At 71.2% G+C, this 23,356-nt stretch carries 6 protein-coding genes; all 6 read right to left on the bottom strand.

The features are described 5' to 3' along the window. Nucleotides 1-6: 6 nt before the first annotated feature. The 6 genes from GTY96_RS33320 to GTY96_RS33295 all read right to left on the bottom strand — a co-directional run bounded on the left by GTY96_RS33320 (nt 7) and on the right by GTY96_RS33295 (nt 23,291). Nucleotides 7-4,716 (bottom strand): SDR family NAD(P)-dependent oxidoreductase, encoded by a 4,710-nt coding sequence (locus GTY96_RS33320; RefSeq protein WP_161666819.1) that lies wholly within the window; start codon nt 4,714-4,716, stop codon nt 7-9. Between the two features lie 9 nt (nt 4,717-4,725). Next, nucleotides 4,726-9,609: a type I polyketide synthase gene (locus tag GTY96_RS33315; RefSeq protein WP_161666818.1), complete on the bottom strand. Its 4,884-nt coding sequence runs from the start codon at nt 9,607-9,609 to the stop codon at nt 4,726-4,728. Next, nucleotides 9,606-13,964 (bottom strand): type I polyketide synthase, encoded by a 4,359-nt coding sequence (locus GTY96_RS33310; RefSeq protein ID WP_161666817.1) that lies wholly within the window; start codon nt 13,962-13,964, stop codon nt 9,606-9,608. Before GTY96_RS33310 ends, GTY96_RS33315 begins: the two co-directional genes overlap by 4 nt. Beyond that, entirely contained in the window at nt 13,964-21,736 is a 7,773-nt protein-coding gene (locus GTY96_RS33305; RefSeq protein WP_161666816.1) for a type I polyketide synthase, read from the bottom strand. Before GTY96_RS33305 ends, GTY96_RS33310 begins: the two co-directional genes overlap by 1 nt. A 58-nt stretch (nt 21,737-21,794) precedes the next feature. Further along, entirely contained in the window at nt 21,795-22,034 is a 240-nt protein-coding gene (locus GTY96_RS33300) for a hypothetical protein (RefSeq protein ID WP_143905700.1), read from the bottom strand. A 75-nt stretch (nt 22,035-22,109) separates the two neighbouring features. Beyond that, nucleotides 22,110-23,291, bottom strand: a complete 1,182-nt coding sequence (locus tag GTY96_RS33295; protein ID WP_143905702.1) for an ArsA family ATPase — start codon at nt 23,289-23,291, stop codon at nt 22,110-22,112. Between the last annotated feature and the right edge of the window lie 65 nt (nt 23,292-23,356).

The following is a 23,356-nucleotide window of genomic DNA, read 5'->3' as shown; positions in this document are numbered from 1 at the left end:
GACGGCTCACCTCTTTCGCTCCAGCGACGCGATCTTCTTCAGGAGGAGCGCTTCGAGCTCTCCCTCGGAGAGCTGAGCGACGTCCTCGCGCGGCGCGGGGGCGGTTTTCGAGACCTGCTGGGGGACGGTGGATGCGGCTGGGCTCCGCGGTGTGAAGAGCCGTTCCTTCAAGTGGGCCATCAGGTCGTTGATGGACGGGTGATCGAAGAGCAGGGTCGAGGAGAGCGGCTTGCCGGCGCGGGCTTGCAGGTGGTTGCGCAGCTCGAGCGCCATCAGGGAGTCCAGACCCAGCTCGAAGAGGCTCTGGTCCGTGGGCGCGGCCTGTCCCGCGGACAGCCCGAGCACCCGCGCCGCTTCGGCCTGAAGCACCTCGAGCAGGTCCCGCTCCGCCTCCTCGGGAGACAGGCCCGCGAGCCGTGCCTCCAGCGTCCGCGTCGGCTGCGCGGGCGAGGGCCCCTGGGGCGCTGGCGCCGTGCGCACGAAGCGCGACAGCCAGCGTGGCGGAGGAGGCGCGTCCCCGTGGGCCGGGAGGGATCTCCGCTGGCGGGGGAGCACCGCCACCTGGGCTCGCTCCGACGCGAGCAACACCTCGAAGGCCCGCATGCCTTCGGCGGGCGTCAGGGCGCGGATGTCCAGGTGCTCCCAGCGGGCGCGGTCGCGGACGCCCAGGTTGGCGGCCATCCCCGCGCCGGCCCAGGGCCCCCAGTTGATGCCGAGCCCGGGCAGCCCGAGCGAATGGCGGTAGGCCACGAGGCCGTCGAGGAAGGCGTTCGCCGCCGCGTAGTTGCCCTGGCCCGCGGAGCCCAGGAGCGCGGCCGCCGACGAGAAGCACGCGAAGAAGTCGAGCGGCATCGACCGGGTCGCGGCGTGCAGGAGCCAGCTCCCCATCACCTTGGGGGCCAGCGCGCGCTCGAAGCGCTCCCAGGGCAGTTGCAGCAACACGCCGTCGTCATTGATCCCAGCGGCATGCACCACACCGCGCAGGGGCGGGAAGGAGTCGGCCAGCCGCGTGAAGAGGTCCTGCACCGCGTCCGGACGGGAGAGGTCCGCCTCCAGGAGCAGCACCGTGGCGCCAGCGGCTTCGAGCGCGTCGAGCCCCTGGCGCTGCTCCGCGGTAGGGGACGAGGCGCGACGGCCCACCAGGGCCAGGTGCCGGGCGCCGCGCTCCACCAGCCAGCGTGCGACGTGCAGCCCCAGCGCGCCGAGCCCTCCCGTCACGAGGTAGCCGGCCTCCGGGCGAAGCTCCACGGTCCGTGCACCGGCAGCCGGGGCCACGGGGGAGAGCCGCGCCACGTAACGCATGCCCTCGCGCAGGGCGAACTCTTCCTCCTCGTCCGGCTCCACGAGCGCCAGCGCCAGCGCGGTCAGGTCCTCCCGTGTCCGGGTGGGTCCCAGGTCGAAGCGCACGCACCGCAGCTCCGGGTGTTCGAGCGCGAGGACTCGCCCGAGGCCCCATACGGAAGCCTGGGCGGGCTCCACCGGCGAGCGCGTCGCGCCGACCACCTGCGCGCCGCACGTGCCAAGCCACAGCCTGGGAGGGGACACGCCTTCCCCGGCGACCAGGAGGCGCAGCAACTGGAGCACGCTCCCGCAGCCGCGCAGGTGCAGCTCGCGCAAGGTGTCGCTCGAGGTCGTCTCGTCGACATGGGCGTCCAGGCTCCAGAGGTGGACGAGCCCCCGAGGTGCGTGCTCGCGCACGAGGCGCTGGAGGAGCTGCTCGGCGGACCGTGGCTCCGACAGGTCGAGCACGAGTCGATCCGGTCCCTCGGTGTGAGGGCCCGCGCGCTCGAAGAGCAGCACGCACGCCTCACCCCGCGCGCGCAGCTCCTCCGCGAGCCGGAGGCCGACGCCGCCTGGGTCCGCGAGGATCAGCCAGCGGCCGGGCTCGCGCGGGGAAGCAGGGCGCGGTGACGGCTCGGCGGGCTCCCAGGTCATCTCATGGAGCCAGTCGCGCTCCCGGCCTTGGAGTCCGTGCAGCAGCTCGGGGCTCACCCGACGGCCGACGAAGCCGTCGACCTCGGCGATCTCCTGGCCCCGCGCGTCGACGAGGCGGATGTCTCCCACCAGCGTCTCCTCCGTGCGGCTCTCCGCCCGGCGCAGCCGCACATGGCACCAGAGCGGGAAGTGCGTGGGGCGGCCATGGAGGCGCAGGCGCTCGATGCTGAAGGGAACGAACGTCGGCAGCTCGCCGGACGCGTCGGGTGTCAGCGCCGCCAGCAAGAGCTGGAAGCAGGAGTCCAGCAGGGCAGGGTGGAGCGGGTAGCGCTCCTCTGGAGTCAGTGCCTCGGGCACCTCCATGCGGCCGAGGGCTTCCTGGCCGCGCCGCCACAGCGCCCGGTGCCATTGGAAGCCTGGCCCAAGGTCGATTCCTCGACGGCGGATGGAGCTGAAGAACGAGCCAGGGTCGAGGGCTTCGGTGAAGCCCGCACGCAGCTCCGCGAGCGGGAGCCGCTCGAGCGCGGCCCCGTCGGTGTCATGGGCGCTCGCTGCCCGCGCGCGGCCCGTCGCGTGGGAGGTCCACTCGACGCGCGCTCCGTCCGCGTCGGGTTCGAGCGTCAGCACGGTGAAGCTGTCCCTCGCGGTGCCTTCGGGACTCAGCACCACCTGGAGGTCGCGGATCCTGCCCTCGGGCAGCACGAGCGCCTGGGGAAAGGAGACGTGCTCGAGCACGCTGCCCCGCCCGCCATGCACCTGCCCGGAGATGGCGAGCACATGGGCCAGATGGCTGGCGCCAGGGACCGTGACCTCTCCAAAGACGATGTGGTCCTTGAGGAAGGGCAGCTCCTCCACGCCGATCCGGCTCTCGAACAGGGTCTGGCCGATCAGCGGCGAGTGCACACGCCGGCCAGGAATGGGCGACGCCACGCTGGACGCGGGACGCGCTGCCGGTCGGGTGGGCGGGTCGCACCAGTACCGCATGCGCTGGAAGGGATAGGTGGGAAGCGGGACTCGCCGGCCCTTCGCCGCATCAGGCAGCGAAGCCCAGGAGACCTCACCCCCACGCTCGTACAGCGCGCCCAGGCTGGACAGGAGCCGCCGTGGCTCGTCCCGCCCGTCCCCGGTGAGGTGCGCGGACTGCTCCGGGGGACTGCCATTGCGTGAGGCGCGCCGCGCGAGCTCCTGGGCCAGCTCCGCCGCGGACGCGCCAACGACGGCGCGGCGGTAGGGGAAGTGGGCGCGTCCGGTGCTCGCGCTGTAGCAGACGTCGTGCGCGGAGAGCTCCGGGTGCGCGATGAGGTGGTGCTGGAAGCGCTCCGCGAGCTGATCCAGGGCCTCCGGGCTCCGGGCCGACAGCATCAGCAGGGAGGCCCGGGGAGTGGGGACCGGGCGCGCGGGCCTCGCTGGCGCCTCTTCGAGCACCAGGTGCGCGTTGGTTCCACTCAACCCGAAGGCGCTGATCCCCGCGATCCGCTTGCCACGCCTGTCCCACGGGATGGGGGAGGTGGGCACCCGGAGGGGGAAGCGATCCCAGGGGATGTGTTCGCTCGGGCGCTCGAAGCTCGGGTGCGGCGGAATCTCTCCATGGCGCAGCGCCAGGGCGACCTTGATCAGGCTGGCGATGCCGGCCGCGGGCTCCAGGTGGCCGATGTTGGTCTTCACCGAGCCGACCCAGAGCGGTTGCTCCGGAGAGTGCGCGGGGCCGAAGACAGCGCCCAGGGCCTCGAACTCGATGGGATCTCCCAGCCGCGTTCCGGTGCCGTGGGCCTCGACGTAGCTCACCTCGCTGGGGGCGACGCGGGCGATCTCGAGCGCCTGGCGGATCAGCGCCTGCTGGGCCAGTCCGTTGGGCACCGTGAGCCCGCTGCTGGGCCCGTCGTGGTTCACCGCGGAGCCGCGGATCACCGCCAGGATCTCATCCTCGTCCTGGAGTGCGTCCGACAGCCGCTTGAGCACCACCGCGCCGCAGCCCTCGCCGCGCCCGTAGCCATCGGCCGAGGCGTCGAACGTCTTGCAGCGGCCGTCCGGCGACAGGGCGCGGGCCCGGCTCAGGAACAGCATCACCTCCGGGGCGAGGATGAGCTGCACGCCTCCGGCGAGCGCCAGCCGGCACTCTCCGTTGCGCAGGCTCTGGATGGCCAGATGGACCGCCACCAGCGAAGAGGAGCAGGCGGTGTCCACCACGAGGCTTGGGCCCTGGAGTCCCAAGGCATGAGACAGCCGCCCGGCCGCGAAGCTCAGTCCGCTCCCGGTCCCCGCCCACGCGGTGATGCGGGTCGGGTCCGGAGAGAGGAGCTGGAACAGCGCATAGTCGCTCTGCCCGATGCTGACGAAGGTCCCGATCCGGTTGCCCGCGAGGCGGCTGGGGACCTGGGCCGCGTTCTCGAAGGCCTCCCAGCAGACCTCCAGCATCAGCCGCTGCTGCGGATCCAGGCTCGCGGCCTCACGGGGAGAGATGCCAAAGAAGAGCGGATCGAACTGATCCACATGCTTCAGGAACGAGCCGGACCGGGTGTACATCTTCCCGGGCCGCTCAGGGTCGGGGTCGAAGTAGGACTCGACGTCCCAACGGTCCGCGGGGATGGGGCCCACGGCCTCCTGGCCCTGGTGCAGCAGCCGCCAGAAGGCCTCGGGGTCCTCCGCGCCAGGGAAGCGGCAGCCCATGCCCACGATGGCGATGGGCTCGGCGCGGGCGCGCTCGTTGGCCTCGAGCTTCTCGATGACGAAGAGCGCCTGCTCCAGGGCCCTCTGCTGTGCGAGCGTGGACTCTTGACCCATGACGTTCCCCTAGCCGTGCGTCTGGTACTTCCGGGCGATGCGCGCGATGAGCTCTTCCGGCGAGAGCGTGGGGGCCTCGCCGCCGCGGGGGTCCTCCGGGCCGGCTCCAACTGGGGCGCTCGGTGACTCCGGAGGGCTTTCAGCCGAGAGCAGGACGTCCTGGAGGTGCTGCGCCAGCGCCTCGATGCGCGGATAGTTGAAGATGAGCGCCGCGGAGAGCGGCTGGCCCAGATCCTTCTGGAGCCGGTTGCGCAGCTCCACGGCCATCAGTGAGTCCATGCCCATCTCCGCGAAGCCCCGCTGCGCGTCCATGGGCTGCTCTGGCTCCCACCTGAGGATGCGGGCCACCTGACCGCGCACGTACGTGTGGAGGAAGCCGGGGCGCTCGGTCGCGGGTGTCGACCCCCAGCGCTGTCGCCAGGAAGGCCCCGTGTCCTCCGCGGGTGCACCGCCGGAGGGTGCGCCGTCTCGGAGTCGCCGCAGCAGCGGCATCCGGGGCCGGGCCCGGGAGGCGAAGGTGCTCCAGTCGATGGGCAGCACGGCGACGTCAGGCTCGCGCGAGGACAGCAGCGCTCCGAGCGCCTGGAGTCCCTGGGCCGTCTCGAGCGCTCCGAGCCCTTCGTCCGCCATGCGCTGGCGGCTGTGCGCGTCGAGTCCAGCGGCCATCCCCAGGTCCTTCCAGGGGCCCCAGCCAATGCTCAACCCGGGCAGCCCGAGTCCGCGCCGGTAGCGCGCCAGCGCATCGAGGAAGGCGTTGGCGGCGGCGTAGTTCGACTGGCCGGGCGCGCCGAGCAGGGCCGCCGCGGAGGAGAAGCAGACGAAGAAGTCCAGGGCCTCGTGGCGCGTGGCGAGGTGCAGGTTCCAGGCGCCGTCGGCCTTGGGTCGCCGCACCCGCTGGAAGCGCTCGGGGGTCTGCTGCCGCAGGGTCCCGTCGTCGAGGACGGCCGCCGCATGCACGACCCCGCGCAGGGGCGGGAAGCGGGCCTTCAACGCCGCGAGCACCCCGGTGACATCCTCGGGTCGCGAGACGTCACCCGGGAAGACCAGGACCTGGGCACCCGCGAGCTCCAGCGACTCGACGGCCTCCCGCGCCGTGCTCGATGCGGATCCGGAGCGGCCCATGAGGACCAGGTGCCGCGCTCCCTGCCGCACCATCCAGGCCGCGACGGCCAGCCCGATGCCGCCCAGGCCTCCGGTGATCAGGTAGCTGGCGCGAGCATTGAATACGAGCGGGGGAGGCGCCTCGAATGGAAGGGGCTCCAGCCGGGCCGCGTAGCGTTGCCCGCGCCTCAAGGCGAGGCGGTCCTCGTCGTCAGGGGAGCGCAGCTCGGCGTCGAGCCCCGCGGCGACATCGTCATGGGTCCCATCGGAGGCCACGTCGATCAATCGCACCCGCAGCTCCGGGTGCTCCAGGCTGGCCACCCCCGCGAGCCCCCACAGCGGAGCCTGGGCCACGGAGCGCGGGCCGGGCTCTCCGCCTGGCGCATGCACGCCGCGAGTCACGCACCAGAGCGGCGGCTGCACGGCCTGGGTCCGCTTGCCGAGCTCTTGGAGCAGCCACAGCACTCCGTCACACGTCGAGCGCTGCGCGATGTCGAATGTGGCGGCGTCCAGTCCCTCCGGGTCGGGAGCATCCAGCGCCCAGAGATAGACGATGCCCGCGAGGGGCGGTCTGCCCGGAGTCCCGAAGCCCTGGAGCCAACGCGCGAGCACGGCGGACGGCGCCAGTCCCGGCTCCTGTGAGGACGGCCCCAGCAGGTCCTCCGCGGTGGCCAGCATGCAGTGCTCGCCCCGCGCCTCCAGCCGGGTCGCCAGCGCGCGGCCCAGGCCGCCTCGGTCCGCGAGGATCAGCCACTCCCCCGTGTTCCGGGCGGTGGTCAGGACCTGTCCGGGGGGCGTGGGACTCCAGGAGACGCGGTACAGCGTCGAGGCCATCTCCGCCTCCGACCGCTGGCGCTGGTGCTCGCGCACGAGCGCTTCCGCCACCTGGGGCAGCGTCTCCAGCGCCGCTCCGGTGAGCGCGCCGCCACGGCGCAGATGCTCGGCGAGGCCACGCACGTCGCCGGACTCGAGCAGCGAGGTGAGCGGCGTGTGTCCCGCTGGCCGACCTTCATCGCGCGAGGAGGGGGCACGGACCCGCGCGTCGCCAGTCGCCTCGAACCAGAAGGACTTCCGCTGGAAGGGGTAGGTGGGCAGGACGCGCTTGTGGCGGGCGTAGCCCTGGTCGAACCCCGCCCAGTCCACCGGCGCCCCGCGCACATACAGCGAGCCCAGGCTCTCCAGCAGGGTCTGCCAGTCGTCCCGGCCCTGTCTCAGGCTGGCCAGCCAGAGCAGGTCGGCATCCGGTGCGCACAGCCGCCCCAGACTCGACAGCGTGGGCTTGGGCCCCAACTCGACGAACACGCGGAACCCGCGTTGGACCAGGGACTGGACGCCTTCAGCGAACCGCACGGGCTGGCGCACGTGACGACACCAGTATCCGGCCGTCGCGACCTCGGCCGTCGCGACCCCGCCACCGACGTTGGAGATCAACTCCAGGCTCGGCGGTGAGAGCGTCATGGTGCGCAGCACGCGCTCGAACGCGGGCAGCATCGGCTCCATCAGGGGCGAGTGGAAGGCGTGGGAGACCTGCAACCGCGCCGAGCGGATCCCCTGCGCCGTGAGCCGCGCGACCACCGCGTCGACGGCTCGCTCGCTGCCAGAGATGACCACGCTCTCCGGGCCGTTGAGCGCGGCGATGGCACACGCGCCCCGGTCCGCTCCCAGCGCCTGCTCCACGCGCGCGGGGCTCGCGGAGACGGCCGCCATGGTGCCGCGCTCGGGCAGCTCCTGCATCAGGCGCCCACGCTCGGCGATCAGCTTCAGCCCATCCTCCAGGCTGAACACCCCTGCCACGCAAGCCGCCGCGTACTCACCGACGCTGTGACCCAGCACCGCCCCGGGCACGATGCCCCACGACTTCCAGAGCTCCGCGAGTGCGTACTCGATCGCGAACAGCGCCGGCTGGGTGTAGGCCGTCTGGTGCAGCAGCGGGTGTGCCTGGGGCGCGTGGTACAGCACGTCCAGGAGGGGGCGTTCGAGGAGGGGACGCAGCAGCGCGTCGCACTGCTCCATGCTCTCGCGGAAGACGGGCTGGGATTCGTACAGCTTGCGGCCCATGTCCGGGTACTGGGACCCCTGGCCGGTGAAGAGAAAGGCCACCTCGGGCGGCTCCGCCGGAGCCTGACCGGTGAGGAGCGCGGAAGGTGCGCCCGAGGCGAACGCCTCGAGCTGTGCGGCCAGCGCCTCGCCCGTGCCCGCGAACGCGCCGAGGCGATGGGGCAGGTGCGCGCGTCCGGTGTTCGCGCTGAAGCACGCATCAGCGAGGGCGAGCGACGGTTCGGCTCGCAGCCGGCCCGCGAAGCGCGCGGCGAGCTGCTGGAGCGCGGGAGCGCCGCGCGCCGACAGGGTGAGCAGGTGGAGGGGGCGCTCCAGGGGGGGCTCCTGCTCTTCCTCCTCCTGTGGCGCGGGGGCCGTGCCGGGAGCGCTCTCCAGCAACACGTGGGCGTTGGTGCCGCTGAACCCGAAGGAGCTGATCCCCGCGATGCGGCGTCCGTGGGTCGAGGGCCAGGGTTGGTGCTGCGTCGGGATCTGGATGGGGAGCCGGTCCCAGGGCACGTGCGGGTTGGGCTGGCTCAGGTGCAGGTGCGCGGGGATCTCCCCGTGCTGGAGCGCGAGGGCGACCTTGATCAACCCCGCGATGCCGGCCGCGGCCTCGAGGTGCCCGATGTTCGTCTTGACCGAACCCACGAGCAGCGGCTGCTCGGGGGGACGCGGGCCGAAGACGGCGCCCAGGGCTCCCAGCTCGATGGGATCTCCGAGCGAGGTGCCGGTGCCATGGGCCTCCACGTAGTCCACCTGCTCCGGGTTCACGCCGGCGCCCTGCAGGGCCTGCCGGATGACGGCCTGTTGGGCGGGGCCATTGGGCACCGTCAGGCCACTGCTGCGTCCGTCCTGGTTGACGGCGGAGCCGCGGATGACCGCGACGATGGGATCCTGATCCCTCAGCGCGTCCGCGAGCCGCTTCAGGACGACGATTCCCGCGCCCTCTCCGCGCACATAACCGTCCGCGGCGGCGTCGAAGGTCTTGCACCGTCCATCCGGCGCCAGCATCCGCCCCTGCGAGAAGTTGAGGTGGAACTGGGCCGAGAGCAGCCGGTTCACTCCGCCCGCGAGCGCCAGATCACACCCGCCAGCGCGAAGGGCCTGACAGGCCAGGTGCACCGCGACGAGGGACGAAGCGCACGCGGCATCCAGGGCCACGCTCGGTCCCTGAAGTCCCAGGTGGTACGACAATCGTCCCGCGGCCATGCTGTGCGCGGTGCCGGAGAACGCGTAGGCGTCGAAGGACTCGGGCGGGCGAGTGTCCAGGAGCTGCGCGTAGTCCCCGGTGCTGAGTCCCACGTAGACGCCCGTGAGCGAACCGGCCAGCTGGTCCGGGGCCATCCCCGCGCGCTCCAGCGCCTCCCAGCTCACTTCCAGCAGGAGGCGCTGCTGGGGATCCAGGCTCGCCGCCTCGCGCGGAGAGATCCCGAAGAAGTCCGCGTCGAACTCCGAGCGCGTGGAGAGGAACGCCCCCTTGCGGGTGTGCATCCTCCCGGGCACGTCCGGGTCCGGCGAATACCAGGCGTCGATGTCCCAGCGGTCGCGAGGCACCTCGGTGACGGTGTCCACGCCGTCGCGGAGCACCCGCCAGAAAGCCTCCGGGGTGGTGGCCTCACCGGGGAAGCGGCAGCCCATGCCGACAATCGCGATGGGCGTGGCGTTGAGCAACTCGAGCCCTGGCCGAAGCTGCTCGGCCGCGAACGCGAGCTTGACGGACGACATGGCGGAGAGCCGGTGCGAGCGGTTCATGTCGCGCTCCCTCCATTTCGAGGTGGCGCGGGTGGCGCCTCGCTCGTGTCCGGTGCCGTCGTCGATCGGCGCCCGGTCTTGAGTTGTCTCGTCAGGTCGCGCTCCGACGTCTGCTCGACCTGGGAGAGCAGGGCGTCCAGGTCCGGGGTGAGCCCGGTGGCCATGTGCGGTGCGTCCTGTGGGGGCGCCACCGTCTTCGCGCGCCTTGCCGGGGAGGGCGGCGCCACGGGCCCCGCCTCGCTCCGGGGCTCATGATGCAGTTGGACCGCGAGCACGTCGGTCCACAGGTGCTCCGTGAGCGCGACGACGGTCGGGTGATCCATGGCCAGCGTGGAGGAGAGGGAAGCACCCGTGCCGCGCTCGAGCCGGTTCTTCAGCTCCAGCGCCGTGAGCGAGTCCATGCCCATGTCGAAGAGACCCTGCCGGGGGTCGATGGCGCTCGCGGATCCGAGCCCCAGCACGGAGGCCACCTGCTCGCGGACATGCGTGGTGAGCACCGCCTGTCGCTTCTGCGCGGGGGTCTCCGCGAGTGTGCGCAGCAGGTGCTCCGGCGGGGGCATGGCGACGCTGGCCGGGACTTCAACGCGGGTGACGCCTCCCGCCATCCGCCCTGCCTGCGCGCGTGCTGGCGCCGGCTCGCGCTGGGCGCCTGGGTCGGTCCTCGCGACGAGCAGTGTCTGCTGGAGCAGTGCGCGGGCGCTGCCTGCCGGGTGGACGCTGGCGACGCTGGGGAAGCCACACTCCGCGAGCAGGGCCTGCCAGCGCCGAGGCGAGAGCAGCGGGTGCGACGGGCGCAGCGCGGTGTCGGTGAAGCGCCACCAGCCCCGCGTCATGCCGAACGTCAGGTCCAGCCAGCGGCGCGGCGCGGTGGCCTCGATGAGCAGGAGGATGCCACCCGGAGCCAGGAGCGTCCGGACATGCCGCAGCGTCCGCTCCAGCTCGGCCGTGGCATGCAGCACGTTCGAGGCCACCACCAGGTCGAACGCGTGGGACTCCACACCCTGCTCTTCGGGAGGGCGCTCGATGTCCAGCGGGACGTACCGGAGGAAGGGGTACGCGTGGAACCGCTCCTGCGTGCGCGTGGCGAAGCGGGCGGAGACGTCCGTGGCCACATACTCCGTGAGCGAGGCAGGCAGGTGCGGCAGGAGCGCGGCCGTCGTCCCGCCAGTGCCCGCCCCGACCTCGAGCACGCGCAGGGAACGCTTCGGCGACAGTCGCTCCAGGAGTGGGGTGAGCGCCGCTTGCACCAGCCGATTCATCTGCAGTGCGCCCTCGGAGGACTCGTAGATGCGCGAGGCCAGGTCGAGGCTTCCGTCAGGGAAGAGGAGCTCCAGCGGATCCTGTAGGCCCGCGAGGACGGCGCCCAGCCGTGCTCCGCTGCGCTCGAGCAGCGCCAGCTCCGGCTCGGTGCCTGGGAAGCGGGAGCGCAGCGCGCCGAGCAGCTGCTCGGGTGAAGCGTGATCCGGGGCGCGCAGCACCTCCCAATGGGCACCCTTGCGCTCGACGCGCCCCTCCTCGGCGAGCATCTCAAGCAACCGCGCGAACAGCCGGCGGTGACGCTCGACCACTCCCAGTCGCTCCGCCCAGGCCTCGGAGGTGAAGGACTGTCCGGGCACCAGGGGCGCCCCCAGCGCTTCGAAGGCTCGGGCGATGTAGCGGGTGCAGAGGGCCTCCACCTGGGCGACCGGACCGTCATCCGCGGAGGTGGGTGCGTTCGAGGACTCCAGGGCAGGGGACTCGCAGAGGTCGGCGGGCAGCCGCGAGACGAGGACTTCGGGCCCCGGGAACCGGGTGGCCGCCGCTTCCGTCGCCCCCATCACCTCCGTGGTGGAGCCGTGCGCGTCGGAACCTCCGGGCTCCTGGAACCAGCTTCGCTGGCGCTGGAACGGGTAGGTGGGGAGGACGACCTTGCGACGCGAATCGCCGCGATGGAACGCCGCCCAGTCGATCGGCGCTCCCAGGCAGTAGAGCGTCGCCACATGCTCGAGCGTCATCGACTCCTCCTCGGCGGGCCGCGGGCATGACAGCCACGTGACCTTCTCCGAGGCGGAGGCCCCAGGGCCCAGCTCGAGGATGACGCCGGCCCCCTGTCGCTCGAGTGCCCCGATGCCCTGTACGGCGTGACCCGCGCTGGGGCGATACCTGGACCAGTACTCCAAGGGGGCGATGCTGGCGGGGAGGGGGCTGCCCGTGACATGCGACACGAGCCCGAGCTTCGGAGGGTGGAAGGAGATGCCCGCCGCGAGTCGCGCGAGCTCGGGGACCCGGGCATCCGAAGCGAGCGCTGCCCGTGGATCCAACGCCGCGCGCGCGGCGACCAGCCGCAGCCCGTCCTCGATGCTGAAGACCCCCGCCACGCAGGCGGCGGCGTACTCGCCCACGCCATCCCCCAGCGCGAAGGCGGGGGGAACTCCCCATGACAGCCAGAGCCGCGCCAGCGCGACCTCGAAGGCGAAGCGCGCGGGATGGGCGTACCTGGGCTCTTGGAGGAGTGCCTCACCGGAGGAAGCGTGAAGCGCCTCGATCAGGGACAGTCCGGTCGCGTCGCGCAGCGCCCGGTCGCACGCATCGAAGGCATCGCGGAAGATCGGCTGGCCCGCGTACAGCTCGCGCCCGAGGCCCGTCGGACGCGCGCCTTCACCGGGGAACAGGAATGCGACCCGAGGCAAGGCGCCGGGTTGCACGCGCCCTTGCGTCGAGGTCTCCGCCTGACGGCCTTGCGCGAGCGCGTCCAGCCGCGAGCGCAGCTCCTCCGAGGTGGTCCCGCGCACGCCGAGCCGGAAGGGCAGATGGGCACGGCCTGTGCTCGCGGTGAAGCAGAGGTCGCCCAGGTCCTGGCCGGGATGGGCTTCCAGGTGCCGGGCATACCGGTCTGCCTGTGCCCGCAGCGCGGGCTCCGACGCGGCCGAGAGCACCAGCAGGTGCGGTGGGCGTTCCCTTCGCGGAGCGGCGGCCAGGGCTTTGGGGGCCGGGGCCTCTTCGAGCACCACGTGCGCGTTGGTGCCGCTGAAGCCGAAGGCGCTCACCCCCGCCAGGCGTCTCCGAGAGCTGGCCGGCCAGGGGCGCAACGCCGTGGGGACCTCGAGCGGAAGCTCGCTCCAGGGGATCCGCGGATTGGGGTGGCTCAGGTGCAGGTGCGGAGGGATGGCCGCGTTCTGAAGAGAGACCACGAGCTTCATCAAGCCCGCGATGCCTGCCGCGCTCTCGAGATGACCCATGTTGGTCTTCACCGAGCCCACGAGCAGCGGCTGATCCGCGGGGCGGTCCTGGCCGTAGGTCGCCCCCAGCGCTCCGAGTTCAATCGGATCGCCCAGGGGAGTCCCCGTGCCGTGGGCTTCGACGAGCGAAACGTCGGCCGCGGAGACGCCAGCATTCGCGAGCGCGTCCCGGATGACCTCTTCCTGGGCGGGGCCCATGGGGACCGTCAGCCCACTGCTGCGGCCGTCCTGGTTGACCGCCGAGCCGCGGATGAGGGCCAGGATGGGGCTGCCATCGGCCAGTGCGTCCGACAGCCGCTTGAGGACGATGACGCCGCACCCCTCGCCCCGGGAGAAACCGTCCGCGGAGGCGTCGAACGTCTTGCACCGCCCGTCGGGGGACAGCATCCGGGCGCGGCACTCGAGGAGGTAGGGCAGGGGAGAGAGGATGAGGTTCACGCCGCCAGCCAGCGCCAGCTGGCACTCCCGGGCCCGCAGGCTCTGGCAGGCCAGGTGGACCGCCACCAGGGACGAAGAACAGGCGGTGTCGACGACGAGGCTCGGCCCTCTCAGTCCGAGGACATAAGAGAGCCGCCCCGCGGCCACGCTCGGGTAGGAGCCGGTGGCGGAGTACAGGTCGACGAGCTCCGGACGGTTCGTCAGCCGGAGGTAATCGACGTTCATCAGGCCGACGAAGACCCCGGTCCGGCTCCCGGAGAGCGAGGCGGGAGAGATGCCGCCGCGCTCCAGCGCCTCCCAGGCCACTTCCAGCAGCAGACGCTGCTGGGGGTCCATCATCGCGGCCTCTCGCGGGGCGATCCCGAAGAACGGCGCGTCGAACTGATCCACGCCCCCGATGAAGGCCCCGTGGCGGGTGTACATGGCCGCCGGAGTCTCGGGGTTGGGGTCGTAGTACGCGTCAACGGGCCAGCGCGCCGGTGGCACCTCGGTGATGGCGTCCACGCCATCGCGAAGCAGGCGCCAGAAGGACTCGGGCGTATCGGCGCCTCCGGGGAAGCGGCACCCCATCCCGACGATGGCGATGGGCTCGGTCCGGCTCTGCTGGAGCTCGTGGAGCTTGCCCTCGAGGCTGTCGATCTTCAGCAGGGCATTCTTGATGAGCGTCCCGTAATCGGGGCCCGCGGCTTTCCCTTCCATCACCCCCCCTGCTCCATCGATGCCAGCTTCGAGGTCAGCAGCGCGGCGAGCTCATCCTGTGAGAGGGATTCCAGGGCAAGCTGCCCGGCGTCCTCCCGAGGCTCCGGCGAGCGACGCGGGTCGGGAGTGGATGGCTCCTTCATGGCGAGCACGCGCTCCGCCAGATGACTCGCGAGCGCATCCACCGTCGGATGATCGAAGACCAGGGTCGCCGCGAGCTTGCATCCGAGGCTGGCCTGCAGGCGGTTGCGCAACTCGACCGACGTCAGCGAGTCCATGCCCAGTTGGAAGAAGCCCTGCTCCGAAGGGAGCTGATCCGACGAACTCCACCCGAGCACCTTCGCGACCTGAACCTGCACGTGGTGCTTGAGCAGATCCCGCTGCTCATGCGCGGCGGCCGTCTGGATCCGGCGCAGCGCCTCTCCGCGCGCCTCGGGCTCCTCACGCGCCGTCGTGGGAGTCATCTCGGAGAAGAAGCGCGACGGTGCGTGCTGAGAGAGGAAGCGCGGCCAGTCGATGGGCGCGATGCCCACCTGGCTCGCCCCCTGGAGGAAGAAGTGCGCCAGCGCCGCGAGTCCCTGCTCCGGAGCGATGGTGCCAATCCCCTTGACCCGCCAGCGCTCGCTCACCTGCTTTCGGGCCGCGGCGCCCACCTCCGACCAGGCGCCCCAGTTGATGCTCAGGGCGGGCAGCCCCTGGGCGCGGCGCGCATGGGCGAGCGCGTCGAGGAAGGCATTGGCGGCCGAGTGGTTGGCCTGCCCGGCGGAGCCAATGAGCGAGGCCGTGGAGGAGAAGAGGACGAAGAAGTCCAGCGGCTGATCCCGGGTCGCCTCGTGCAGGTTGAAGGCCCCCTGCACCTTGGGGGCGAGCACGCTCGCGAAGCGCGCCCACGTCTGCTGTCGCAGGGCCCCATCCTCGAGCACCCCCGCGCTGTGAATGACACCGCGCAGGGAGATGCCCTCGCGAGTCAGCCGGGCCACCACTTCCCGGCACGCGGCGGCATCGGACACGTCCGCCCGCACCAGGTCGATGCGTGCGCCAGCGCGCACCAGCTCCGCCACGTCGGACTGGAGCTGTCCCATGTCCCGGCGCCCGAGGAGCACCAGATGGCGCGCACCGCGCTCCACGAGCCACCGCGCCACCAACAGGCCCAATCCGCCCGAGCCACCAGTGATGAGATACGCCGCGTCCGGCAGGAATCGCGGTGTGCCCTCCGGGCTCCACGGCTGGCGGCTGGGCACGAGCCGGGCGGTGAAGCGTGATGGCCCCCGGAACGCGACCTGCGACTCACCCTCCTCGGCGAGGAGCTCTCCTGCGAGCTCGTCCGCTCCGGAAGACTCAGAGGCGCCCGGATCCAGATCCACCCAGGCGCAGCGCAGCTCCGGGTGCTCCAGCGCGATGACCTTGGCCAGCCCAGCCAGGGGGGCTTGAGCGATGCCCGGGAGCTCCGGGACGGGGCCCGCGGCGGAGGCGCCACGGGTCACGAGCCAGAGCGCGGGAGGCTGCGTCGGTTCGGCTTCGAGAAGCGCCTGGACCAGATGCAGGGCGCTGCCGCAAGACTGGTGCGAGGCAGCCTCCAGCGACTCGGGCGTGAGCGACCGCAGGTCGGCGGCCTCCAGGCTCCAGAGGTGGACCACACCGCGCAGCGCTTGGGGGCCGAGCGTGCGCAGCAGCTGGCGCATGTCGTCAGGGCGCTCGGGTGACACGGAGAAGGTCTCCGCGTCGACCTGGGCGTACTCCGGCCCCGGAAGGGCCAGGGTGCACGGCTGTCCCCAGGCCCGCAGTCGTTCGGCCAGGGCACGGCCGGTGCCCGAGGACTCGGCGAGGATGAGCCAGCGCCGCGCCACGTCCGCCTGGGCACCGAGGCTGGGTGCCCGCGCGATGAGCACGGACTGAGGAAAGAGGACGGCATCCTCCAGGCTGAGCGCCACGGGCTGCTCAAAGCCCTCCTCTTCGAGCAGGGCCGTCCAGCGCGGCGCTGACAGCAGGGGATGGGATCCGCGCAGCTCTGGATCCTGGAAGCGCCACCAGCCCTCGGTCAGTCCGAAGATGAGGTCGATCCACCGGCGCTTCGACGTGCCCTCGAGCAGGACCAGCTCACCGCCCGGTGCCAGGAGCTGGAGGACGTGTCGCAGCGTCTGACGCAGCTCCGCCGTGGCGTGCAGCACGTTGGCGGCCAGGACCAGGTCATAGGTGTGCGGCTGGAAGCCCTGCGCGCCGGGGGCTGACTCGATGTCGAGCAGCTTGTATTGCACGAAGGGAAACGCGCTGAAGCGCTCCGCGGCCCGGCTGGTGAAGAGGGTGCTGACGTCGGTGAAGACGTAGGTCGTCTGATCCGCGGGCAGCAGCGGCAGCAGTCGCGCGGTGATGGATCCGGTGCCCGCGCCAATCTCCAGCACGCGCAGCGGCCTCCCCGGAGGCAGTCGTGAGAGGGCGAGCTGAACGGTGCGCTCGACGAGCGCGTTCATGCCCCGGAAGGTGGGCGCTTCCTGATACAGCCGCGTCAGCGTCGACGTGTCCGCCTCGGGGAACAGCAGCTGCAGGGGCTGCACGTCGCCCCGAAGCACGCCCGCCAGGTTGTTTCCGCAGCGCGAGAGCACCTCGAGCTCGGTCGAGGCCTGCGGGAAGTCGCGCAGGAGCGCGGCGGTCTCCACGGCGGCGTCGGTGGACACGGGAGGGACCCGGGCGACCCAACCCTCGCCCTGGCGCGCGAGGAGTCCTTCCTCGGTCAGCAGCGAGAGGAGGGCGCCCAGCAGCCGGTAATGGCGCGGAACAATCCCCAGCGTGGTGGCGAGTTCATCCCGGGTGAACGGCCGCTCCGGTTCGCCCGTCCAACCCAGCTGGAGGAGGGCCTGCTGGGAGAACGTGGCGCACAGCGCCTCCAAGCGCTGCGCGAGCGGCGCGAGGGCGCGACCCTCCGCGGTGCTCGCCATGGCCGCCTCCGCTGAGAGCCGCGCATCGAGCTCCGCGGGTGACAGCAGTCCGCCCGGCTCCTGGGGGATGGGGTGGCGGTCCTGGGGACGCCACTCCACCTGGTACAGCCAGCGACGCCACTCCGGTTCGGAGGGACGCACGGCGCCACGGGCCGCGCGCTTGAGGGCGAATCCCTCCAGCGAGGCCACGACGAGCCCAGCGCTGTCGATGAGCAGGATGTCGGCCGAGAATGCCTCGCGGCCCCCCGCCGTGCGCAGCCGTGCATGGCACCACAGCGACTGCTCGAGGGGACCCGAGAGCCGCATCCGCTCCAAGCCCACTGGCAGGTATGTGATCGCCTCGGCGTCGCGGGGAAGCGCCGCGCCCACGACCTGGAAGGCCGCGTCGAGCAACACGGTGCGGCGGCCCGCTTCGTCCGCATCCTCCAGGACCGCGGGCAGGCGGATCCGGCCGAGCACCTCGTCAGGCTTGCGCCACAGCGCCTCGACTGCCCGGAACGCGGGGCCATAGTCGATGCCGCGGGCACTGCACTGGGCGTAGTACTGCTCGACGGAGACGTTCTCCGGAAGCCGTGCGCGCAACGCCGGAACATCCACGCGGGACGCCTCGGACGCAGCCTCACCGGTCCGCAGGCGACCGGAGGCATGCAGCACCCAGTTCCCCGCGTCCTCGCCGCCACCCTCGGTCCCGTCACCGTCCAGGCTGAACACCTGGAAGGACGTGGAGCCCTCTCCCGTCGGTTGGAGGACGAGCTGTACCGTCCGCTGCTGCTCTTGGAGCACCAGGGCTTGTTGGACCGTCAGGTCCTCCACCTCGAGCGCCTGAGCACCCAGGTGGATGCGGCCCGCCGCGAGGGCCATCTCGAGGTACGCGGCGGCTGGCGCCACGGGGACGGAGAAGACGCGGTGGTCCTCGAGGAGCGGCAGCGCGTGGGAGGAGAGGACGCTCTCGAAGATCCGCTCCTCGCGAGGAACCGCGGAGCGCACGAGCCGACCGAGCAACGAATGGGAGGCGCGGCCCGTACCACGCGCCCCAGTCCGAGCGTCTTCAGAGGGGCCCTTCAGGGTGAACCAGAAGCGCTCGCGCTGGAAGGGGTAGGTGGGCAGCGGCACCTTGTGGCGTCGCGACTCCTCGTCGAGTCGCGCCCACGGGATGTCCGCGCCGCGCACATAGAACTCGCCGAGGCCGCGCAGCATCGGCTCCCAGTCCGGGATGCCGGGACGGACGCTGGGCAGCCAGCGCCGGTGGGGCTCGGGCAGACAGGTGCGGCCCAGTTGGATGAGCACGGGCTGCGGACCCACCTCCAGGAAGAGCTCACAGCCGAGCCGGCCAAGCGCCTCCATTCCCGCCATGAACCGCACGGGCTGGCGGACATGCTCGCGCCAGTAGGAGGGGCGCGTGAGCTCCGCGCTGGCGAGCGCCCCCGTGAGGTTGGAGACGAGCGGAATGCGCGGGGGCGAAAGGGTCAGCGCGGCGGCGGCCTGCTCGAACGGGTCGAGCACCGCGTCCATGAGCGGGGAGTGGAAGGCGTGGGACACCTGGAGCCGGCGGGAGGTGATGCCGCGGGCCGTGAAGTCCCGGACCAGCGCCTCCACCGCCGCCTCCGGGCCCGAGATGACGACGCTCTTGGGGCCATTGACGGCGGCGATCGCGACGGCGCTCCCCGCGGAGGCAAGCGCCTCCTGGACACGCGCCTCTTCCGCGAGCACGGCCACCATCGCGCCGCCGGGCGGCAGCGCGTGCATCAGCCTCGCGCGAGTCGCGATGAGCTTCAGCCCATCCTCCAGGCTGAACACCCCCGCCACGCACGCGGCGGCGTACTCGCCCACGCTGTGGCCCAGGACGACGTCGGGCTCGATGCCCCAGGAGCGCCACAGCTGTGCGAGGGCGTACTCGAAAGCGAAGAGCGCCGGCTGGGTGTAGAGCGTCTCGTGCAGCAGGGGAGAAGGCCCGTCCAGGGGGAAGAGGACCTCCAGCAGCGGGCGCTCCAGCAGCGGGCGAAGCAGCGCATCACAGTGCTCGAGTGCGCGGCGGAAGGTCTTCTGGGTCTGGAAGAGCTGCTGTCCCATGCCTGCGTACTGCGAGCCCTGTCCGGTGAACAGGAAGGCCACCTTCGCCCGGTCCCGTCCTGCCTTCCGGGCCAGCACGGGCCCCGGGACGGGGGCATCCTCGTGATGGCCCGTGCGAGAGAACTCGCCGAGCCGGGCGCTCACCTCCGCCGCCGTGCCGCCCACCACCGCCAGCCGGTGGGCGAAGTGGTCGCGTCCCGCGCCAGCCGTGAAGCACACGTCCGCCAGCGAAGCCGGCCGCGAGTCCAGGTAGCGCTGGTAGCTCCCGGCGAGCTCTCGGAGCGCCAGCTCGTCGCGGGCCGACAGCACCAGCAGGTGGTGCTCCCGGTCCTCGGTCGCGGGCGCGGACGGAACGAGCGGCGGCTCCTCGAGGACGAGGTGTGCGTTCGTCCCGCTGAAGCCAAAGGAGCTCAACCCCGCGAGGCGCCTGCGCTCCGGGTCGCGGGGCCAGTCCGCGCCCTCGCGTGTGATCTCCACCGGCAGGGTCGACAGCTGAAGGAGCGGGTTGGGCTCTTCGAGATGCAGGTGCGCGGGGATCCGCTCGTGCTGGAGGGAGAGCACCACCTTGCCCAGGCCCGCGAGTCCAGCGACCGCCTCCGTATGACCGAGGTTCGTCTTGACGGAGCCGATGCGAAGCGGGGAGGTGCGGGAGCGTCCCTCGCCGTAGACGTTCGCCAGGGCTTTGACTTCGATGGGGTCTCCCAGAGAGGTCCCCGTGCCGTGTGCCTCGACGTACGAGACCTCATCCGGGCGGACGCCCGCCATGGCGAGCGCACCGCGGATGACCGCTTCCTGGGACAACCCGTTGGGCGCGGTGAGGCCGTTGCTGGCGCCGTCCTGGCGGATGGCGGTGCCCCGGATGACGGCCAGGATGGGGTCGCGGTCCGCGAGCGCATCGGAGCGCCGCTTGAGCACCACGACGCCGCAGCCCTCGCTGCGCACGTAGCCGTCCGCGGCGCTGTCGAACGTCTTGCACCGTCCGTCCGCCGCGAGCATGCCGGCGTTGGAGAAGGTGATGCTGAGCTCTGGGGAGAGCAGCAGGTTCACGCCCGAGGCCAGGGCCAGGTGGCTCTCACCGGCGCGCAGGCTCTGGCACGCGGCATGGACGGCCACCAGCGATGAGGAGCACGCCGTGTCGATGGAGAGGGCAGGGCCCTGCAGTCCGAGCGCGTACGCCACGCGCCCGGCGGCGATGGACGGGGCGTTGCCCGTCGCGAAGTGGATGTCCAGCTCCTGGTAGCGCCCGGCGCGCACCTGAAGCAGCTCGTAGTCATGGGTGGAGATGCCGACGAAGACGCCGGTGGCGCTCCCCGCGAGCGAGCCCGGTGCGATGCCCGCCCGCTCCAGCGCTTCCCAGGTCACCTCCAGCAGCAGCCGCTGCTGAGGGTCCATGGCCGCGGCCTCGCGCGGCGAAATCCCGAAGAACCGAGCGTCGAACCGGTCCACGCCCTCGAGGAACCCGCCGTACCGGCTCACCATCTTGCCGGGCGTGTCGCGCTCCGGAGCGTAGAAGCGTTCGACGTCCCAGCGCTCGCGGGGGATCTCCGTGATGGCGTCCACGCCGTCGCGCAGCAGCTGCCAGTAGCGCTCGAGGCCGTCCACCTGCCCAGGCAGCCGGACCGCCATGCCGATGATCGCGACCGGCTCATCGTGGGGATCGCCTCGTCGCTCCGGTCCGGCGCGCGAAGTCCGGCGGTCCTCCTCCGCGACCGGGCTGGAGCGCGCCGGGCCCGTGGGCTCGGCGACACGCCCACCGGATGCGGATGCCGCCCGGTGCAGCATCTCCGCCAGGGCGAGAGGCGTCCCGAAGCGGAAGAAGCTCGTCACGTCGAGCGCGGCGCCCAACTGCTGGCCCAGGTGCGTGCGCAGGCCGTGGAGGTCCAGCGAATCAAGACCCAGGTCCGCCCAGGCACGCGTGGACGTGAACTCCCTTGCGCGCTCGCCGAGCACCTCGCGCACGGAGTCCGCGATGGCGGCGGACACCGCCTCCAGGCTCCGGGTCGTGGATCCAGGCGCATCGGCCAGGGCGGGCGTCTGGTGGAGTGACTCCAGCCGGTGCCGGAGGTCGTATTCGACAAGGACCCCGTGGCCCAGGTTGCTGACATCACCCGGCCTGTAGCCGGGGACGAGCCCGCGGATCGCCGCGCCGTGGCTGGCGTGCAAGCGCAGGATGGGGTCGCGTGGGAGGCCGGACGCCTCCCGCTGCTGGATGTAGCGCTCGAGGGGGACGTCCGAGTGTCGCCCGTAGTCGCGGCAGAGCGTCACCGCGACGACGCGCTCCACGTCCGGCCGCACGGTGCACCACTGGAGCATGAACTCCAGCAACTGATCCCCGAGCCCCTGCGACTGGGCCTCGGGCAGGACATTGAGCGCGAGCAACTGAACGACGGGCCTGCCCGGACCATGCAGCCGCCACACGTCCGTGCTGGTGGTGGACAGCAGCGGAGCGGTGTCCAGGATCCGTTGGGCGTAGAGCACGCCCAGCACACGGCCCTCCACCGCGAGCACACAGTGCTCCCGTGGCGTGTGCTCCACGCGGTGGCGCAGCGACTCCACCGTCATCCGCAGGGGCGCGGGCCAGCAGGACTCCTCCAGCCGGACCAGGGCCGGGAGGTCATCCCCGACGGGATGCCGGATGACGTAGCCACGCTTCTCGAAGAGCTCCTCCGAGATGGGGAGGGACGCCTCGAGAAGCTCCTGGAATCGCCCTGGCCTTGGCAGCAGGCCCGCCCTGGCTGCGTCCAGGACGTACGAAGCCCTGTCGCTCATGGGCTTGTCCAGGACGGCTCGGACCCGGTCGGCGTGTGACGCCGAGGGCCGCTGTCAGCTACTCGACCTGGATCTTGAGCTTCTGCGGCTTCGGCGCGGAGGACGCCTCCACCTGCTTCAACTGGTGTTGGACGACCTCCATGAAGCCTTTGAGGATCTCGGCGTTCGCCAGGAGCATGCTCTTGCGCAGGGAGAAGTAGATGGCGCGGTCTGCTTCGAGAGTGGTGACGAGCTGATCTTGAATCGCCGTCATCAGCCTGGCTCCGAACGACTTGGGAAGCTCGCGTTGCGTGGTCATGACAGCTCCTGTGTTTGGGGTGTTGCCGTGTATTCTCGCCAGATTCGTGGAGCTCTGACAAAGTGAGAGTCTCCATTACTTCTGAAAGATGACCTGCAATTCGTTGGCCGTCTTCTTCGCGGTCACCGACGAGTAGTGGAGCATCGCGGTCGGCAGCGGGACGTAGCGCTTGAAGTTTCCGATGCGGATGACCAGGTCGTTCTCGGAACGCGTCATCGTCAGCTCGCGCTTGTCCACGAACGGGAGGTTCATCTTCAGGACGTAACCGTCACCCTCCTTGGCGAAGGCATAGGACGGCTGGTTGACATAGATTTGGGTGGGGTCCTCCTGCTTGTAGAGGACGTCCGCCACCTCGCTCAGGCGCTCCATGCCCAGGACTTCGTTGGCGAAGTAGGGGACGGGGACGACCGGCACGGGGCTGAAATACTCGTTCACTTCCTGGCAATAGCGAGCCTGGTTCTCCGCCCACCGCGAGAAGTAGCCCTCCGACGTTGGCATCACGCGGTTGATGACGACCATCTCCGTCGTCATGCCATACAGGTTGAAGTACATGTAGGCGCGCTGCGTCTCCCGGATCACCATCTTCTCGGGATTGCACACCAGCCGCACGGTGGTCTGGGTCGGGTCCAGCAGGCGTTTCTGGATGCCGTTCAGCTCGGAGAACATCCCCTTGAGGCTGTTGAAGTAGTCATCCTCGGGGATGCCCATCTTGGAGGAGCTCTTGCCCAGCAGGGGGCGCACGAGCTTGCCGACCTGCCGGTCGAAGCTGAAGCGCGTCTTGACGTACCACTCGAGCGTCGCGGTGATGTTGACGAACCTCAACGACTCGCTGGTGGGAGGGCAGTCCACGACGATGGTGTCGTAGAGGTTCTTGTTGATGTAGCGGTTGATGAAGATCAGCGCGACGACGTCCTCCATGCCGGGCAGGATCGCGACCTCTTCGGCCACCACCTCGGAGACGCCGGCGGACGCGAAGAGCGACGCCAGGTATTGGTAGATGGTGCTCCACTCGCGCTCGAGCTCCTCCGCGACGTCGATCTCCTGGATCTCCAGGTTCTCGGCCACCTGGGTGGGGCGGCCCTTGTTGTGATCGAAGAGACTGAGGTCGAGGTTGAAGGAGTCCGCGAGGCTGTGCGCCAGGTCGAAGGAGAGGATCAGCGTGCGGGAGCCCTTCTTGGAGGCAGCCAGCCCGGTCGCCGCGGCGACGGTGGTCTTCCCGACGCCTCCCTTCCCTGAAATCATGATGATGCGAGCCATTCAGATACCCCTTGGGTCACGGGAGACGACTTGGAAAAGAAGAGGGTGTGAGCCGGTGCCGATGT

Source organism: Corallococcus silvisoli, from assembly GCF_009909145.1.
Lineage (GTDB): Bacteria > Myxococcota > Myxococcia > Myxococcales > Myxococcaceae > Corallococcus > Corallococcus silvisoli.
Note: the sequence above shows the minus strand (reverse complement) of the source record. Positions and strands in the feature narration are given on the sequence as shown.

Excerpts from the sequence above, each read along its gene's own strand:
- GTY96_RS33320 (WP_161666819.1), bottom strand. The coding sequence starts at position 4,716 with ATGGGTCAAGAGTCCACGCTCGCACAGCAGAGGGCCCTGGAGCAGGCG.
- GTY96_RS33315 (WP_161666818.1), bottom strand. The coding sequence starts at position 9,609 with ATGAACCGCTCGCACCGGCTCTCCGCCATGTCGTCCGTCAAGCTCGCG.
- GTY96_RS33310 (WP_161666817.1), bottom strand. The coding sequence starts at position 13,964 with ATGGAAGGGAAAGCCGCGGGCCCCGATTACGGGACGCTCATCAAGAAT.
- GTY96_RS33305 (WP_161666816.1), bottom strand. The coding sequence starts at position 21,736 with ATGAGCGACAGGGCTTCGTACGTCCTGGACGCAGCCAGGGCGGGCCTG.
- GTY96_RS33300 (WP_143905700.1), bottom strand. The coding sequence starts at position 22,034 with ATGACCACGCAACGCGAGCTTCCCAAGTCGTTCGGAGCCAGGCTGATG.
- GTY96_RS33295 (WP_143905702.1), bottom strand. The coding sequence starts at position 23,291 with ATGGCTCGCATCATCATGATTTCAGGGAAGGGAGGCGTCGGGAAGACC.